Annotated in this window: 15 protein-coding genes and 1 pseudogene; 13 read left to right on the forward strand and 3 right to left on the reverse strand. The window is 71.4% G+C overall.

The window, feature by feature from the left end:
- The first annotated feature begins 194 nt into the window (after positions 1-194).
- The 7 genes and pseudogenes from BMG523DRAFT_RS13670 (at position 195) to BMG523DRAFT_RS27110 (ending at position 5,916) form a co-directional block, all read left to right on the forward strand.
- Positions 195-560 carry an STAS domain-containing protein gene (locus BMG523DRAFT_RS13670; protein WP_011438074.1) on the forward strand — a complete coding sequence of 122 codons (366 nt, stop codon included), beginning with the start codon at positions 195-197 and terminating at the stop codon, positions 558-560.
- 225 nt (positions 561-785) lie between these two features.
- On the forward strand, positions 786-1,436 hold the full coding sequence (locus BMG523DRAFT_RS13675) for a hypothetical protein (RefSeq protein WP_011438073.1): 651 nt from the start codon (positions 786-788) through the stop codon (positions 1,434-1,436).
- Between the two features lie 68 nt (positions 1,437-1,504).
- Entirely contained in the window at positions 1,505-2,053 is a 549-nt protein-coding gene (locus BMG523DRAFT_RS13680) for an HD domain-containing protein (RefSeq protein WP_011438072.1), read from the forward strand.
- A gap of 75 nt (positions 2,054-2,128) precedes the next feature.
- Positions 2,129-2,791, forward strand: coding sequence for an endonuclease NucS (nucS, locus tag BMG523DRAFT_RS13685; protein ID WP_011438071.1), 663 nt, complete (start codon positions 2,129-2,131; stop codon positions 2,789-2,791).
- A 212-nt stretch (positions 2,792-3,003) separates the two neighbouring features.
- A complete protein-coding gene (locus tag BMG523DRAFT_RS13690; protein ID WP_011438070.1) occupies positions 3,004-4,878 on the forward strand; it encodes a 3-hydroxyacyl-CoA dehydrogenase family protein in 1,875 nt (624 codons plus the stop codon).
- A 104-nt stretch (positions 4,879-4,982) separates the two neighbouring features.
- Positions 4,983-5,618, forward strand: a complete 636-nt coding sequence (locus BMG523DRAFT_RS13695; RefSeq protein WP_011438069.1) for a YkvA family protein — start codon at positions 4,983-4,985, stop codon at positions 5,616-5,618.
- Positions 5,619-5,686: 68 nt separating this feature from the next.
- Positions 5,687-5,916 (forward strand): annotated as a pseudogene (locus BMG523DRAFT_RS27110) (hypothetical protein).
- A gap of 29 nt (positions 5,917-5,945) precedes the next feature.
- Here BMG523DRAFT_RS27110 and BMG523DRAFT_RS13700 read toward each other — a convergent pair.
- Together BMG523DRAFT_RS13700 and ccrA are read right to left on the reverse strand one after the other, a co-directional pair.
- Positions 5,946-6,662, reverse strand: a complete 717-nt coding sequence (locus BMG523DRAFT_RS13700; RefSeq protein ID WP_043591316.1) for a sugar-binding protein — start codon at positions 6,660-6,662, stop codon at positions 5,946-5,948.
- 72 nt (positions 6,663-6,734) lie between these two features.
- Positions 6,735-8,084, reverse strand: a complete 1,350-nt coding sequence (gene ccrA, locus BMG523DRAFT_RS13705; protein WP_011438066.1) for a crotonyl-CoA carboxylase/reductase — start codon at positions 8,082-8,084, stop codon at positions 6,735-6,737.
- 172 nt (positions 8,085-8,256) lie between these two features.
- On the opposite strand from ccrA, the gene BMG523DRAFT_RS13710 reads away from it, so the two are divergent.
- The 4 genes from BMG523DRAFT_RS13710 to BMG523DRAFT_RS13725 all read left to right on the forward strand — a co-directional run bounded on the left by BMG523DRAFT_RS13710 (position 8,257) and on the right by BMG523DRAFT_RS13725 (position 11,796).
- Positions 8,257-8,814, forward strand: a complete 558-nt coding sequence (locus tag BMG523DRAFT_RS13710) for a SigE family RNA polymerase sigma factor (protein WP_011438065.1) — start codon at positions 8,257-8,259, stop codon at positions 8,812-8,814.
- Positions 8,811-9,803 (forward strand): VCBS repeat-containing protein, encoded by a 993-nt coding sequence (locus BMG523DRAFT_RS13715; protein ID WP_023841098.1) that lies wholly within the window; start codon positions 8,811-8,813, stop codon positions 9,801-9,803. Before BMG523DRAFT_RS13710 ends, BMG523DRAFT_RS13715 begins: the two co-directional genes overlap by 4 nt.
- Before the next feature lie 251 nt (positions 9,804-10,054).
- A complete protein-coding gene (locus tag BMG523DRAFT_RS13720) occupies positions 10,055-11,239 on the forward strand; it encodes an acetyl-CoA C-acetyltransferase (RefSeq protein ID WP_011438063.1) in 1,185 nt (394 codons plus the stop codon).
- Between the two features lie 26 nt (positions 11,240-11,265).
- Positions 11,266-11,796 carry a cupin domain-containing protein gene (locus tag BMG523DRAFT_RS13725; protein WP_011438062.1) on the forward strand — a complete coding sequence of 177 codons (531 nt, stop codon included), beginning with the start codon at positions 11,266-11,268 and terminating at the stop codon, positions 11,794-11,796.
- Here BMG523DRAFT_RS13725 and BMG523DRAFT_RS13730 read toward each other — a convergent pair.
- Entirely contained in the window at positions 11,746-13,278 is a 1,533-nt protein-coding gene (locus BMG523DRAFT_RS13730) for a HAMP domain-containing sensor histidine kinase (protein WP_011438061.1), read from the reverse strand. The two genes, BMG523DRAFT_RS13725 and BMG523DRAFT_RS13730, sit on opposite strands and share 51 nt — an antisense overlap.
- Before the next feature lie 227 nt (positions 13,279-13,505).
- Here BMG523DRAFT_RS13730 and BMG523DRAFT_RS13735 point away from each other — a divergent pair, with 227 nt between their 5' ends.
- Both BMG523DRAFT_RS13735 and BMG523DRAFT_RS13740 read left to right on the forward strand, forming a co-directional pair.
- Positions 13,506-13,829: an MTH1187 family thiamine-binding protein gene (locus BMG523DRAFT_RS13735; protein WP_011438060.1), complete on the forward strand. Its 324-nt coding sequence runs from the start codon at positions 13,506-13,508 to the stop codon at positions 13,827-13,829.
- A gap of 148 nt (positions 13,830-13,977) precedes the next feature.
- Positions 13,978-14,967, forward strand: coding sequence for a tetratricopeptide repeat protein (locus BMG523DRAFT_RS13740; RefSeq protein ID WP_011438059.1), 990 nt, complete (start codon positions 13,978-13,980; stop codon positions 14,965-14,967).
- The last annotated feature ends 147 nt before the right edge of the window (positions 14,968-15,114 follow it).

Here is a 15,114-nt window from a genome sequence, read left to right on the forward strand (position 1 = left end):
AACCGCTGCCACCATTGAGGTAACCGGCCCGACCTCTCTGTGGCCGAACGACGACAGTTCGATGGAGACGAGGGGGTACGTCGCGGTCCGCCCGGGGCGAGCCGCACCTGAGTGCTACCCGCGATCGGCGCGGATAGCTGGTAGCAACGGCGTCACGACAGCGGGGGCGCCGGACGGCCGGGACGGGAGATCACATGAACATCGGCGTGAACGTGTTGAGTCTGGAGTGCTCCGGGGACACGCGGGCCGGCTGCGCGCAGACGGCCCGCGTGGTTGGCCGGGTGGATGTGCGGACGGTGGGGACACTACGCAGCCTGCTGCACGCGGCGATCGACAATGGGAGCGGGCCGCTGCGCGTTGACGTCGCGGGCCTGGAGCTCGGCGATCATGCCGCGCTGGGGGTGCTGCTTGGCGGCGCTCGCCGAGCCCGTGCCGCTGGCCGCTCGATGGTGCTGGTCGATGTGCCGAGCCCGCTTGAACGCCTGCTCGTCGCGGACCGGCTGGGTGGGTTGCTGCGGTTCGAGGAGGCCGCCGACCTGGTGCACGTCGGCCACGCCTGAGCGGGTTGCCCGGGCGGCTCATCCGTTCGACCACCACCTAGGCCCGCCAGGAGGGGCTCCGTCCCGATCGGGACGGAGCCCGGAGCGGAACGAACCAGGGTGGCTGCGCACCGTCATGTCAGGCGCGCCCGTGTGCCGGGCGGACACGCGATGCGGCATGCTTGCCGGGTACCTGCTGATCGGGTACTGCTTTCGGGTGACGGGCCCGGCTCTTGGCAGGGTGTGATGCCGGACGGAGGCGTGCAGGACGTGGAGGTGCCCGCGCGGGTGAATGCCGTCGGCGATCGGAGCGCGCGATCCGCCGGGCTGGCCGGGGTGCGCGAGTACCGGTCGGTCCTGGTCCCGGTGGCGTTCGTGGTCGCGGTCCTGCTCGGCGTGGCCATCGGCTACGTGACCGCGGACCGGCAGTCCGGCACCGTGCATGCGCCTCGGACCGCCACCTCGCCCGCCCCGGAGCTGACCCCCGCGCTGCGGACCGCCCCGTGGGAGGGCGCCCGCCGACCGGGCACGGCCCATCAGATGCGGGTCCTCGACGAGCCTGATCCGGATGCCCTGCGGCTCGCGCTGTCGTGGACGGTCGCCGACTCGATCAAGGCGGCCGGGGGTGCTTCCACCATCTCCGCCCGGCAGGTGACGATCGTGAACGGGATGTACTTCGGCGCCGTCGAGGGCGTTGACGCGGCGCACGACGAGTACTGGGCGATCGGTCGCATCGAGGTCCAAGGGCCGGCCACGCCGCCGGTCGACCCGCACGTGTGGCGGCGGATCGGAGCCGGGCCCTGGACGATCGTCCGCAACGGCCCGCGGGCCTGTGATGTGCTTCCGAGCGCTCTGATCACCCTGTGGAAGGTCTCCCCGCCGCCCTGCACCGGGTGACCTGCACCGCCATGGGCCCGGGGTACCCTTGACAGCCCGGGGCACCCTCGACGTCGTACGGTCGGTCTGTGCCCTCAACCAGGATTGACGACGCGCGGCCCGGTCATGGCGAGGCGGACGGTCCGCACCGCGCCGCGACGCCCACCCTGCACGACGCCGTCGCCCTGGCCACCCGGGCGCACGCCGGTCAGCTGGACAAGGTCGGTGAGGAGTACATCGGCCATCCGCTGCGCGTGATGGCGGCAGTCGCGCGCACGGCTCCCACCGCCGGGGTGGACGCCCACGCCGCCCAGCTCGCGGCGGTGTTGCACGACGTCGTCGAGGACAGCGAGACCACCCTCGCGGATCTCGTGGCCGCGGGCTATCCGGCCCCGGTCGTCGCGGCGGTCGACGCGCTGTCCCATCGGGAGGGCGAGCCGGTGCCCGACTATCTCGCCCGGGTGGCCGCCGATCCGCTTGCCGTCGTCGTGAAACGGGCCGACATACAGGACAACGCCGATCCGGCCAGGCTGAGGCGGTTGCCGCCCGAGGACGCCGCCCGGTTGTCGGCCCGGTACGTGGATCGATGCCGGATTCTGGACGACCTCGTGGCGGCTCGCGGCGGCGATGTCGGGTGATCGTCAGGCGATCGCCCGGTGCGCGGCGGTCCCACCGCCGCCGGGCGCCGGAAACGGCCGCGATAGCGTGACGTCATGCGGCTCGTCATCGCTCGCTGCAGCGTGGACTACGTCGGTCGGCTCACCGCACATCTGCCGAGCGCCGTCCGGTTGGTACTCGTCAAGGCGGACGGATCCGTCTCCATCCACGCCGACGGGCGAGCGTACAAGCCGCTCAACTGGATGAGTCCCCCGTGCGTCATCGCCGAGGCGGACGGGGTCTGGCGGGTCACCAACCGCGCGGCCGAGCAGCTCGTCATCACCCTCGAACAGGTGCTGCACGATTCCACGCACGACCTCGGCGTCGACCCGGGTCTGCGCAAGGACGGGGTGGAGGCGCATCTGCAGGTGCTGCTCGCCGACCGGCCCGACGCGATCGCGCCCGGACTCACCCTGGTGCGCCGCGAGTACGAGACCGGCATCGGGCCGGTCGACCTGCTGTGCCGCGACGCGGACGGCTCGACGGTCGCCGTCGAGATCAAACGCAGGGGTGAGATCGACGGGGTGGAGCAGCTGACCCGTTACCTTGTCCGCCTGGAGGCCGACCCGGCGTTGCCGCATCCCGTGCGCGGCATCCTCGCGGCGCAGTCCATCACCCCGCAGGCGCGGCTGCTGGCGGCGGACCGGGGGCTGGGCTGCGCCGTCGTCGACTATGACGAGCTGCGGGGCCTCGAACCGTCCATTCCGACGCTTTTCTGAAAGCGATTCCGCCGAGCCTGCCCGGTCCGCCGAACCTGCGACGGCCGCCCGTCCGGCTTCCCCGTCCGGCGGCCGGTCCGTTCCCGTAGTGCGATCATGGGCCGGCGTCTCGAGAATATGGGAGGATCGCGGCGTTCGCCGTCTGACACCGCCCGGCCCGCGACGCCCACCCGTCGCCCGGGGCCCGTGCGCCGAAGTAGAGGAGCCTGGGCATGATCGAGAGGCCCGTATCGGGAACCACATCGGGAACGGGGCCGGCCGCGAACCAGGAGAACGCGAACCAGGAGAAGAAGCCGGAGAACAGCCGGGACGAGGCGGTGAGACACCGCCGGGTCGGGGTGGTGGGGCTCGGCACCATGGGCGCGGGCATCGCCGAGGTGCTGGCGAAGGCCGGTCTGGAGGTCGTCGGCATCGCGCGTGACGCCGACGCGCTCGCCCGCAGCCGGGCCCGGGTCGAGCACTCCCTCGACCGCGCGGGCCGCCACGGCAAGCTCGACGACGCGACCAGGGAGGCCGTGCTGGCCCGCATGCGTCTCGGCACCGAGCTCGCGGCGGTCGCCGACTGCGAGCTGGTGATCGAGGCGATCGACGAACGAATGAGCGCCAAACAGGCGCTTTTCGCCCGACTCGACGAGATCTGCCCCCCGGCCACCGTCTTCCTGACGAACACCAGCTCCCTGTCGGTAACGGAACTCGCGGCGGGCACCGCCCGCCCGGAACGGGTGCTCGGCACCCACTGGTTCAATCCGGCGCCGGTGATGCGCCTGGTGGAGGTCGTACGCACGGTCGTCACCGACCCGACCGTGCTGGCCGGGGTGATCGGCCTGGTCAACGACGTGGGGAAGACCGCGGTCGTCGCGGAGGACCGGGCGGGCTTCATCGTCAACGCGCTGCTGTTCGGTTATCTCAACAACGCCGTGCGCATGCTCGAGGCCCGGTATGCGGCCCGGGAGGACATTGACGCGGCCATGCGGCTCGGGTGCGGGCATCCGATGGGCCCGCTCGCCCTGCTCGATCTGATCGGTCTGGACGCCGCCCACGAGATTCTCAACTCGATGTACCGGCAGTCCCGTGACCACCTGCACGCTCCGGCACCGCTGCTGAGCCAGCTCGTGCGCGCGGGCCTGCTCGGCCGCAAGACCGGTCGTGGTTTCTACACCTACGCGGCACCGGACTCCTCCGAGGTGGTCGACGCGGTCGATCCGCTCGCCGACCGCCTGGGGCGGGGCCGCCCGGTGCGCTCGGTCGGCGTCGTGGGGAGCGGCACGATGGCGGGTGGCATCGCGGAGGTGCTGGCCCGGTCCGGGCACGACGTCCTCCTGCGGGCCCGGAGCGAGCGCACCCTCGCCGCCACCCTCGCGAAGATCGAGTCGTCGTTGGCGGCGTCGGTGGCCAGGGGGCGGCTGTCCGACGCCGACCGGCTGGCGGCTCTGGCCCGGGTGCGCGGCACGACCGATCTGGGTGAGCTCGGCCACTGCGAGCTGCTGCTTGAGGCGGTGGTGGAGGACCTGGCGGTGAAGCGGGAGCTGTTCGCCGACCTGGACAAGATCGCGGCGCCCGGCGCCGTGCTGGCGACCACCACGTCCTCGTTGCCGGTCATCGAGTGCGCCATGGCCACCAGCCGGCCGCGGGACGTCATCGGTATGCACTGGTTCAACCCGGCCCCGGCGATGAAGCTGATCGAGGTGGTGCCCACGGTTCTCACCGGCGACGACGTGACAGCCACGGTCCTGGCGCTGTCCCGAGCGGCCGGGCGGCATCCGGTGCTCTGCGCCGACCGGGCGGGGTTCATCGTCAACGCGCTGCTGTTTCCCTATCTCAACGACGCAGTGAAGATGCTCCAGGCGCACTATGCGACGATCGAGGACGTTGACACGGCGATGACGGTCGGTTGCGGCCATCCGCTGGGCCCCTTCGCGCTCGCCGACGTCGTCGGCCTCGATGTCACGCTCGCGATCACGCGCTCGTTGTACGCGCAGTTCCGCGAGCCCGGCTACGCCCCGGCACCCCTGCTCGAACAGCTGGTCCGGGCTGGGTTCCTGGGACGCAAGACCGGCCGGGGGTTCCTCGACCACCCGCCGCGCTGAGCCCACCCGTCACGCCGAGAACAAGATCGCTTCTGTCCGCGCGGACTAGGATGTCGACGGTCGGCGGGAAATCCCGATTCGCGCGGGAGGAGGCTGGAGCGGCGATGGTCGTGCTCGACAGGGACGCCGTGCGAGCGTTCAGTCGGGAAGTCACGATGTTCCTTCCCGATCTGGTCCAGCTGCTGCGGCGGGTCGTCGCCGATCCGCGGGTCCCGCAGTCCGCGAAGGTGGAGGCCGCCGCGGCGCTCGCGTACCTCGTGTCGCCGAAGAACCGGCTGACCAACGCGATTCCGGTGGTGGGTCAGCTCGACGACGTCGCGGTCATCGCGTTCGCCTTCCGGCGGCTGGCCGTCGGAGCCGGGGAGCCGATCCTGCGTGAGCACTGGCGTGGCAGCGATCGCGGCTTCCAGCTGCTCATCGGTGCGTCGTCCGCCCTGGCGAGTCCGGCGGGGGCCGTGCGCAAGGCCAAGCTCGCCCGCTCGCTCGTGATGGCCGGCTTCGAGCGGGTCGGCGGGCGGGTGCGGTGGACGGGCGAGAGGTTCGGGGCGGGGACGGGCGGGCGCACGACGGCCTCCTCGGCCGGACCGGCGGCGGATGACCGGCCTCGGATCGTTGACGGCGAGGTGGTGGACCGGGGCGAGTGGGTCGCGGGCCCGCCGGCCGGCGATACCCCGGGTTCGGGTTCCCGCACCCGGCGGGATCGGTTCCGGGCATCGGGCAGACCCGCTCGCGGGCGGTGACGAGGAAGGCGCGCCGACGCCGGGCCCGGCCGTCGGATGCGCAGCGCGGGCACCCGGTCGGCTGGTGGATGCCGGATCCGGTCGTCGTCCTGCGGGACGGTGAGTGGGTGTGCGACCGACGAGCGGCGCGGCGACCACCAAGGTCTACCGGTGTCCCGGTTGTGATTATGAGATCACTCCGGGCGCCGCTCACGTGGTGGTCTGGCCGCCCGAGCGGATCGAGGACCGTCGACACTGGCACCGGCCGTGTTGGGAACGCCGATGCCGAGCGGCCCGGCCGCGCGTCCGTGACGGCTGACCCCACGAGACGACGGTCTCCCGTGCGGGCTAGACCCCGCGGGAGACCGCCGACGCGGGCAACGCGTTCGGCTCGCTGCCGAGCGCCTTACGCTCCTCAGGCGGCGGTGCCTCGATGGAGGCGATCGACGCGGAGGCGGCGGTCAGCTTGTCGCGCAGCGCGCCCAGCTGGGCCGTCACCTGGTCACGCAGGGTGGCAAGCTGCGAGGTCACCTGTTCGCGTTGGCGTTCGAGGTCGGCCAGCCGACGCTTCGAGTCGTCCTCGGCCTGCGCGGCCGCGGCCCGAGCGACCTCGACGATCCGTTCGGCCTCCGCGCGGGCCGTCGAGACGATGGCCGCGGCCTGCTCGTCGGCGTCGCGCAGGGTTTTCTCCCGGGTCTGCTCGGCCTCGGTGACGATCCGGCGGGCCTCCTCGAGTTGGGCATCGGCCTCCCGGGTGCGTTCAGCCCGAACGGTGGCCGCCTCCTCCTCGGCGAGCTGGAGGATCTGGGTAACGCGGCCACCGAACTCCTCCCAGGCGGGACGGTTGGCGGCCAGATCGTCGCGTACCCGGGCCGCCTCGGTCGCAGCCTCCGACGCGGCCGCCTCCGCCGCCGCCCGGTGCGCCTCGGCCTCGCGTAGCTGCTCGACGAGCCAGTTCACGTGATGGGTGACCTGATTGGGGTCGTAGCCACGGCGCACCAGATCAAAGGCGGGGGGCCCGTCGGTCTCGCCGGCCATTGGGATGAGATCGGTGTGTTCGGTCATAGGACCTCAGCATCTCAGACGGTCAATGCGAGCGTGAGGGGAGCCGGCTGTCGACCTGGCCGATTTCCGGGTTTATACGCCGCGGAACCGGTTGATTGCGGTCAGGTGGCGGGAGCGGAGTGCCTCGTCGCGGACACCCAGCCCCTCGGCCGGGGCGAGACACAGCACGCCCACCTTCCCTTGGTGGAGGTTGCGGTGCACGTCGTAGGCGGCCTGCCCCGTTTCGGTAAGCGGGTAGACCCGGGACAGGGTCGGATGGATCATCCCGCGCATGATGAGTCGGTTGGCTTCCCAGGCCTCCCGGTAGTTGGCGAAGTGCGAGCCGACGATGCGCTTGAGATTCATCCACAGGTACCGGTTGTCGTACTCGTGCTGGAAACCGCTGGTGGAGGCGCAGGTGGCGATAGTTCCGCCGCGGCGGGTCACATAGACGGAGGCGCCGAAGGTTTCCCGGCCCGGGTGTTCGAGGACGATGTCGGGGTCGTCGCCGCCGGTGAGCTCGCGGATGCGCTTGCCGAACCGCTGCCATTCCCGGGGGTTCTGGGTGTGTTCGTCACTCCAGAACTGATAGGCCTCGGCGGCGCGGTCGATGATCAGCTCTGCGCCGAGGGAGCGGCATATGTCGGCTTTTTCCGGCGAGGAGACGATGCAGACCGGGATGGCCCCGCCGCGTAGCACGAGTTGGGTGGCGTAGGAGCCCAGGCCCCCGGACGCGCCCCAGACGAGAACGACGTCGCCCTGCTTCATGTTCGCGCCGTTGACCGAGACCAGCTGGCGGTACGCGGTCGAGTTGACCAGACCGGGTGCGGCCGCCTCCTCCCAGGTCAGGTGCGCGGGTTTCGGCATGAGCTGGTTGGTCTTGACCAGGGCGAGCTCGGCGAGTCCGCCAAAATTCGTCTCAAATCCCCAGATTCGTTGCTCGGGATCCAGCATCGTGTCGTTGTGGCCGTCGGGACGCTCAAGTTCCACGGACAGACAGTGGGCGACGACCTCGTCCCCGGGGGACCAGGCCTGTACGCCAGGCCCTGTCCGTAGCACAACTCCGGCCAGATCCGAGCCGACAACGTGGTAAGGCTGGTTGTGACGGGATGCAAGCGGAGAGGTTCGGCCGTAGCGCTCGAGGAAGTTGAAGGTGTGGATCGGCTCGAAGATCGACGTCCAGACCGTGTTGTAGTTCACGGAGGAGGCCATGACCGCGATGAGGGCTTCGCCGGGACCGAGCTCGGGGGTCGGCACGTCGTCTACGTGCAGGGAGCGGCGGGGGTCCTTGTCCCGGGACGGCATGCCCTCGAACATCCCGATTTCGTCCCGGCGCACGACCACGGCGCGGTAGGACTCGGGGACCGGGAGGGATGCGAACTCCGCCCGCCGGGCGGGCGACGGAGGGCTCTGGGCAATGATCGCTTCGAGAATGTCCTTCACGGTCGGCCTCCGTAGGACGCTGGTGCTGGTGGCGGATAGACGGCAGATGTTACCCATAGGTGGGAGGCGGGGTCGCGGGATGTGGAGGCTGTCTGTTTCGTGCGCGACGCGATAGAACTTTTGGGACAACTTCGAGTGCTCGGTACGCGTCCAACTGGGTGTGATCGCGCCCATGACTGTCGTGGAAGGGTGGCGGCCCGTGCCTGCACGGAGCGACGCCGCCCGTAGCGATGTCGCGCGGGACGCCGATGCCGCCCTGACCGCGTTGTATTCCGAACACTATCGGTCATTGGTTCGTCTTGCAGCGTTACTACTTGACGATCTCGGCCTCTGCGAGGAGGTTGTGCAGGACGCCTACATCCGCGTCCACGCGGCCTGGGGGCGGCTCCAGGACCGGGACAAGGCCTTGGCCTACCTCAGGCAGACCGTCGTCAACCTCGCACGTTCGACACTGCGTCGTCGACTCGTCGCTCTCAAACACGCTCCCAAGCCGATGCCCGACGCCGCGAGCGCCGAGGAGGGCGCCTACTCCCTCGTCGAACGGGCGGCGGTCATCCAGGCGCTGCGCGAGCTGCCCCGCCGGCAGCGGGAGGCGGTGGTGCTGCGGTACTACGCCGACATGTCCGAGGCGGACGCCGCGGCGGTGATGGGCTGCAGTGTCGGTTCCGTCAAGGCGTACACCTCCCGGGGGCTGTCGGCGTTGAGCGGCAAGCTGGAGGGCCTGCGGTGAGTGGTCTGGAACCGGAGGAGCTCGCCCGCCTGCTCACCGAGGCGGTGGAGCCCATCCGGCCCTCGCCGGACGCTTACCGGCAGATCCGTGCCGGGATCGACCGTCGGCGCCGGTGGCGTCTGCCGCTGATGACGGCGGCCGGGATGGTCATGGCCGCGCTCATCGGGCTCGCCGTGGTGGCGCTGCGGCCCCCTCCGTCGAGCAACGAGCTCGTCGAGCCAGCCGTCCCGCCGCTCGTGACCGCACCCGTGACGGGGCCGAGCCGGACACCCGTCGCGCCCTCGACCGGCGGCACCGGCCGTTCTGCCAGGGCCGGCGGTGGGTCCGGAGGGGGAGCGGCGACCTGGTCGGCGACTACCCCGCCGACCGCCCTCCCGAGCACCAGCGTGTCCTCCCCGCCCGTCACGGCCGGTTCGTCAGCCAGTCCGACGACGGTGACCCAGGACAGCCCTCAGCTGCCGACGGCCGTCGTGAAGCCGGCGGTGGCGGGCGACGTCGACGGCGACGGCCGTTCCGACCAGGTGCGGGCGACCGGGAGCAAACTCGAGGTCGTGTTCTCCCGGGACGGAACTGTCGGGCAGGTCGACCTGGGCGCGATCGTGGTGCCCCTGCACTACACGGTCGTCGACATCGACGCCAACGGGTTCGGCGAGATCCTGGTGCAGACCACGTCGAGGAGCGGGATGGACAACTACGCGCTGGTGCGCTACGCCAGTCTCGACACGCTGGCCTCCGTCTCCCTGCCGGCTCAGCTCACCCTCGCCGCCGGAGTTCAGGGCAACGTCGGCGCCGGGTTCCGCTGCATGGACCGGGCCCTGCGGATCAACAGCGGGACCTCGACCGACGGTTCGCTGTTCACCGTGGCCACGACCATCCTGGCGCTGACCCCGGAGGGCCTGGCCGCCCAAGACAGCCGGTCCGACCAGGTACGCCTGCCGGCGGACCCGGCCACCTCGCCGTTCGTGGCAGCCTGCGGCCAGCTGTCCTGACGGTCCCTGTCAGGACGGTCCGCTTCTCCTGGCCGTCCCGCCGGTCCGGCTGGGTGCGCTTGTCCCTGAGAGGCCAGAATCGCGGCCGGGAATCTCAGACGTGACCAAGCTATTATATCAGCAACGGCCGTTCTCGAGGCCGTCGCCACGAGACGACGTCACCGCATGCCGCATGCCGCATGCCGCATGCCGCATGCCGTGTGCCGGCGCCGTCCCGGTCCGAAGATCTTCCTGGAGATGAGGAGGCATCCATGCCTGGTTCCGTGATCGTGGCCGGAGTGCGGACACCGTTCGGGAAACTGTCGGGCGGGCTGAAGAGCTTCACCGCGACGGATCTCGGTGGCATCGCGATCTCGGGTGCCCTCGCGCGGGCCGGCCTGTCCGGCGACGCGGTCGATTATGTGATCATGGGGCATGTGATCCAGGCCGGTGCGGGTCAGATCACCGCCCGGCAGGCGGCGGTCGCCGCCGGCATCCCGCTGTCGGTGCCCGCCATCACGATCAACAAGGTCTGCCTGTCCGGCCTCGACGCGATCGCCCTGGCCGACACGTACATCTCCAGCGGGGAGTTCGACCTCGTCGTCGCCGGTGGGATGGAGTCCATGACCGGCGGCCCGCACCTGCTGCGCTCGCTGCGCTCCGGGGTGAAGTACGGCCGGGCCGAGCTGCTCGACGCCACCGAGCACGACGCGCTGTTCTGCGCCTTCGACCAGATCGCGATGGGGGCGAGCACCGAGCGGTACAACGCGGGGCTTGGCATCGGCCGGGCCGAGCAGGACGAGTTCGGCGCCCAGTCGCATCAGCGGGCCGCCGCCGCCACCAAGAACGGGCTGTTCGACGACGAGATCGTCCCGGTCGCGGTGCCGCAGCGCCGCGGCGAGCCGCTGGTCGTCAACCAGGACGAGAGCGTGCGTCCCGACACCACCGTCGAGGTGCTCGCGAAGCTGCGGCCGGCCTTCGACGGCAACGGCACGATCACCGCGGGTTCGTCGTCGCCGATCTCCGACGGCGCCGCCGCCGTCATCGTGGCGAGCCGGGCGAAGGCCGAACAGCTCGGCCTGCCGATCCTCGCGGAGGTCGGTCACCACGGCTTCGTGGCCGGTCCGGACACCTCCCTGCAGTCCCAGCCCTCGCGCGCCATCCTCGCGGCGCTGGCCAAGGAGCGGCTCACCCCGGCCGATCTCGACCTCGTCGAGATCAACGAGGCCTTCGCCGCGGTCGCGATCCAGTCCATGCGCGACCTCGGGATCGGCCCGGAGATCACCAACGTCAACGGCGGCGCGATCGCGATCGGTCACCCCGTCGGAGCCTCCGGTGCCCGGATCGCCCTGACCCTGGCCAACGAGCTGAAGCGCCGCGGCGGCGGGATCGGGGCCGCCGGTCTCTGCGGCGGCGGCGGCCAGGGAGACGCCTTGGTGCTGCGCGTTCCGGCGTGACGGCAGGCCTCGGGGAGGCTCCCGCGATGACCCGCATCGACGACCCCGCGACGCTGGCCGACGACCTGGTGCGGGAGCTTGGTCTCGAAGAACATCCCGAGGGCGGCTGGTACCGCCGGACCTGGGCCAGTCCCGACCAGATCGACGCACATGGCGGCAGGCGCCCCGTCATGACGTCCATCCTGTTCCTGCTGCGTCCGGGAGAGGTGTCCGGCTGGCATCGGGTGGCCTCGGCCGAGATCTGGCTCTGGCAGGGCGGCGGGGCCCTCGATCTCACTCTCGGCGGGCCGGGCCGGGCGCCGGTCGCCGCCGACCGGCGGATCCTCGGGCCCGATCTGGCCGCGGGCCAAGCGCCGCAGCTCGTCGTGCCGGCCGGCGAATGGCAGACCGCGGTCCCGCGCGATGGACAGCACGTCCTGGTCGGCTGCGTGGTGGCGCCTGGCTTCGACTTTCTGGACTTCGAGCTCTTCCCCGCATCAGGCGCCGTTCGGGGCGGCCCGGTCAGGTCAGCTCGGGGCGGTCATCGCGGTGGTGAGCGCGGCTGCCGCGGCGACTAGGGCGCCGGGATCCAGCGGGATCTTCAGGACGTCCACGGCGCCGGCTCGGCGCAGGTACGCCCGCTCGCGGGGGTCGGTGTCCTCGCTGAGGACCAGGGCCGGGATGACGCCGGCGGTCGGGTCCGCCGCGAGCTGGGCGAGCAGCTCGGCCGCGGTCGTGTCGGGCAGGTCCCGGTCGAGCAGGATGAACGCCGGCCGGGCCCCCCGCACCGCGTCGAGGGCGAGACCGGCGCGGGGAACGGTCACGGTGTCCGCAGCCAGGAAATCGGTGAGGGTCTCGGCGACCAGGGAACGCAGGGCGGGATCGCCACTGACGTGCACGACCCGCAGGCCGCCGGGTGTGGGAGGACGGCCGAGGGTGACCGTGCCGGACTCGCCGGAGCGACCTGGGAGGCCACCGTAACTGCCCACGAACCCGCTGTCATCATCGAGATCCTCGAAACGCAGGTCGACCGCGTCGAGCACGACGGCGAACACGCTTCCCACGCCGTACCGGCTGGCGACGGTAAGCACCCCGCCCATCGCCGTGACCAGGGCGTGGGACAGCGCGAGGCCCAGCCCGCTGCCCTCGATTCCGCTGCGCTCGGCGCCGAGGCGCTCGAAGGGCCGGAACAGTCGGTCGATCGCCCGGGGGGAGAGCCCCGCGCCGTCGTCCTCGACCTCGATACGGATCCGCGAGCCGGTGATGGGCACGATGCCGACGCGCACGCTGCCGCCCTCCCGGCCGTACTTCAGCGCGTTACCGACAAGGTTGAGCAGGACCTGCCACAGGCGGCGGCGGTCCGCGTCGGCGACGAGCGGCAGCGCCGGATGGATCACCCGCCGGATGCTGCGCTGCGCCGCGAGCGGTTCGACGAGCTCCACCACGCCCTGGACGATGTCGAGGACGTTGACCGGCCCCTTGTTGATGTCCCCCCGGCCCGCGCGGAGCCTGGCCAGGTCCAGCACGTCATCGATCAACGCCTGCATGTGGCGGCCACCGGTGATGATCCGCTCGACGTCGTCGTGGAGGTCGGGGGTGAGCGGTTCGAGTTCCAGCAGCTGCGCGAAGCCCAGCATGGCGTTCAGCGGGGTCCGCAGTTCGTGGCCGAGCCGGGCGATCAGTTCGTCCTTGGCCCGTGACTCGTTCTCGGCGACCTCGCGGGCGCGCTGGTCGCTGGTGTCCCGAGCGACGACGACCAGCCCGCCCTCCGGGTCGACCCGGACCGTCACGTGATGGGGCACGGTGGCCCCGGCCAGGTCGACGAGTCCCACCGAGCCACGCCACTGCCCGGTCCGCCCCAGCGCGGCCGTCACCGCCTCACCGAGAGCGAGGCGGAACGCGGGATCGACGACGTCGACAAGATCGCGCAGATGGGGGACGCGGGGAACCCGGTCACCGAGGAAGGCGCGGGCGGCGGCACCCATGTCGGTGACACGACCATCCGTGCCGACGACCACAGCCAGGTCCGTCAGCGCGTCGAGCAAGATGCGTGACCCCACCTACGCCTCATTATCCGTCTTCTTCCACCCCACGGCGGGCAATGGTAGGGCGTACCGTCAGAGACCGTTGTTCCGGGTTTGCTCAACTGGATCGCCGGCCGGTTTTCTGGCGACGTTTCGTGACATGCAAATAGCTTACCGACGACCTCGGTGCGTCGGCGTAGCAGGGTAGTGGCCCTGCGTTGTTCGATGCGCGGTGAGCGGACTGTCGTGATAAGTCTGACCGCATGCTTGTTGCCTTCAGTGTCACGCCCATCGGTCAGGGCGAGGGGGTCGCGGATCTGGTCGCCGAGGCGGTCCGGATAGTGCGGGCCAGTGGGCTGCCCCATGAGACGACCGCCATGTTCACCACGATCGAAGGCGAGTGGGACGAGGTGATGGACGTCGTCCGCCGGGCCACCGAGGCGGTCTCGGCCCGTGCTGGCCGGGTGAGTCTGGTGCTGAAGGCCGATCTTCGCCCGGGAGTCACCGACGCTCTGCACACGAAGGTCGCCGCGATCGACCGGTTGCTGGCCGGGGGCGAGACCGGCGCGGACGCCACTGATCGTTGACCGCGGCCGGCGGGCAACGGCCCGCGGCCCGCGGCCCGCCGGCCCGGATTGGGCGTCTGTGTCCGACCCCGGGCGAGGCGGACATGAGGACCGGAAAAGTCGTCCGGTGCCGAGCCCACTGACCGCGACCAGATGCCACGATGGAGGCATGCAACGTAGGCCACCAGTCCCATCCAGATCGCCGCGCGGTGCGGGAGGCGCGGGACGTCTGCCCGAAAGCCTCGGCGGTCTGCGCCTCGCCGGCGCCGTCCCGCTCGACCCCAAGCCGGCGACCCCGCCTCCCCCCGCCAGCAGCGCCGCCACGGCCGCGCCGGACGCCCGTCCCGGCGCGCCAGCCGGGCCCGTGGTCATCGACGTCACCGAGGCGAGCTTCGCCACCGACGTGGTCAGCCGGTCGATGCAGGTTCCCGTAGTGCTGGACTTCTGGGCCTCCTGGTGCGGCCCGTGCAAGCAGCTCAGCCCGATCCTGGAGAAGCTCGCCGCGGCGGACGGCGGCCGGTGGATCCTCGCCAAGATCGACGTCGACGCGAACCCGGGCCTCGCGCAGGCCGCCGACGTGCAGGGCATCCCCGCGGTGAAGGCGGTGATCGGCGGGCGGATCATCGGAGAGTTCACCGGCGCCGTGCCCGAACGGGAGGTGCGGAGCTGGCTCGATCAGCTGCTCTCCCTGGTCGGCGAGGCGATGGGCGCAGTCCCGGGCGCGGCAGCCGCGGGCGGCCCCGCCCGTGACCCACATGTGGCGGCGGCCGAGGCGGCGCTTGCCCGTGGCGACTTCGACACCGCGGTCGAGTCCTACCGCATCCGGCTCACCGAGGCGCCCGCGGATCCCGAGGCCCTGACCGGGCTCGCGCGGGCCGAACTGCTGCGCCGGGTGCATGGGTACGATCCGGTGGACGTCCGCAACCGGCTGGTGGCGAATCCGGACGACGTCGAGGCCGCGGTTGCCGCGGCCGACCTGGGCATCGCGCAGGGAGACGTGGCCGGGGCCCTCGCTGGTCTCGTCGAGGTCGTCCGCCGGACGGCGGGACCGGAGCGGGAAAGGGTCCGAGCGCACCTCGTCGGGCTGTTCCAGGCGTTGGGTGACGAGGAGCCCGCGGTGGCCCCGGCTCGACGCTCCCTGGCAGCCGCTCTCTTCTGAGGACGCGGCAGTCGAGTTGTGGGGAGCCAGTGCACGGTCCAGGGACCGCGGACCGTGCTCAGATCCCCACATTCACCGGCTGAAGGCGAGCTGACGGAGGCCCCGTACGGCGCCCTGGGCCAGGGGTCCCCGCACTGCGGCGAAGCC

The organism is Frankia sp. BMG5.23, assembly GCF_000685765.2.
In the GTDB taxonomy this organism is placed as follows: domain Bacteria; phylum Actinomycetota; class Actinomycetes; order Frankiales; family Frankiaceae; genus Frankia; species Frankia casuarinae.

Coding starts and splice junctions, on each gene's coding strand:
- BMG523DRAFT_RS13670 (WP_011438074.1), top strand. CDS start 195: ATGAACATCGGCGTGAACGTGTTGAGTCTGGAGTGCTCCGGGGACACG.
- BMG523DRAFT_RS13675 (WP_011438073.1), top strand. CDS start 786: ATGCCGGACGGAGGCGTGCAGGACGTGGAGGTGCCCGCGCGGGTGAAT.
- nucS (WP_011438071.1), top strand. CDS start 2,129: ATGCGGCTCGTCATCGCTCGCTGCAGCGTGGACTACGTCGGTCGGCTC.
- BMG523DRAFT_RS13690 (WP_011438070.1), top strand. CDS start 3,004: ATGATCGAGAGGCCCGTATCGGGAACCACATCGGGAACGGGGCCGGCC.
- BMG523DRAFT_RS13695 (WP_011438069.1), top strand. CDS start 4,983: ATGGTCGTGCTCGACAGGGACGCCGTGCGAGCGTTCAGTCGGGAAGTC.
- BMG523DRAFT_RS13700 (WP_043591316.1), bottom strand. CDS start 6,662: ATGACCGAACACACCGATCTCATCCCAATGGCCGGCGAGACCGACGGG.
- BMG523DRAFT_RS13710 (WP_011438065.1), top strand. CDS start 8,257: ATGACTGTCGTGGAAGGGTGGCGGCCCGTGCCTGCACGGAGCGACGCC.
- BMG523DRAFT_RS13720 (WP_011438063.1), top strand. CDS start 10,055: ATGCCTGGTTCCGTGATCGTGGCCGGAGTGCGGACACCGTTCGGGAAA.
- BMG523DRAFT_RS13725 (WP_011438062.1), top strand. CDS start 11,266: ATGACCCGCATCGACGACCCCGCGACGCTGGCCGACGACCTGGTGCGG.
- BMG523DRAFT_RS13735 (WP_011438060.1), top strand. CDS start 13,506: ATGCTTGTTGCCTTCAGTGTCACGCCCATCGGTCAGGGCGAGGGGGTC.
- BMG523DRAFT_RS13740 (WP_011438059.1), top strand. CDS start 13,978: ATGCAACGTAGGCCACCAGTCCCATCCAGATCGCCGCGCGGTGCGGGA.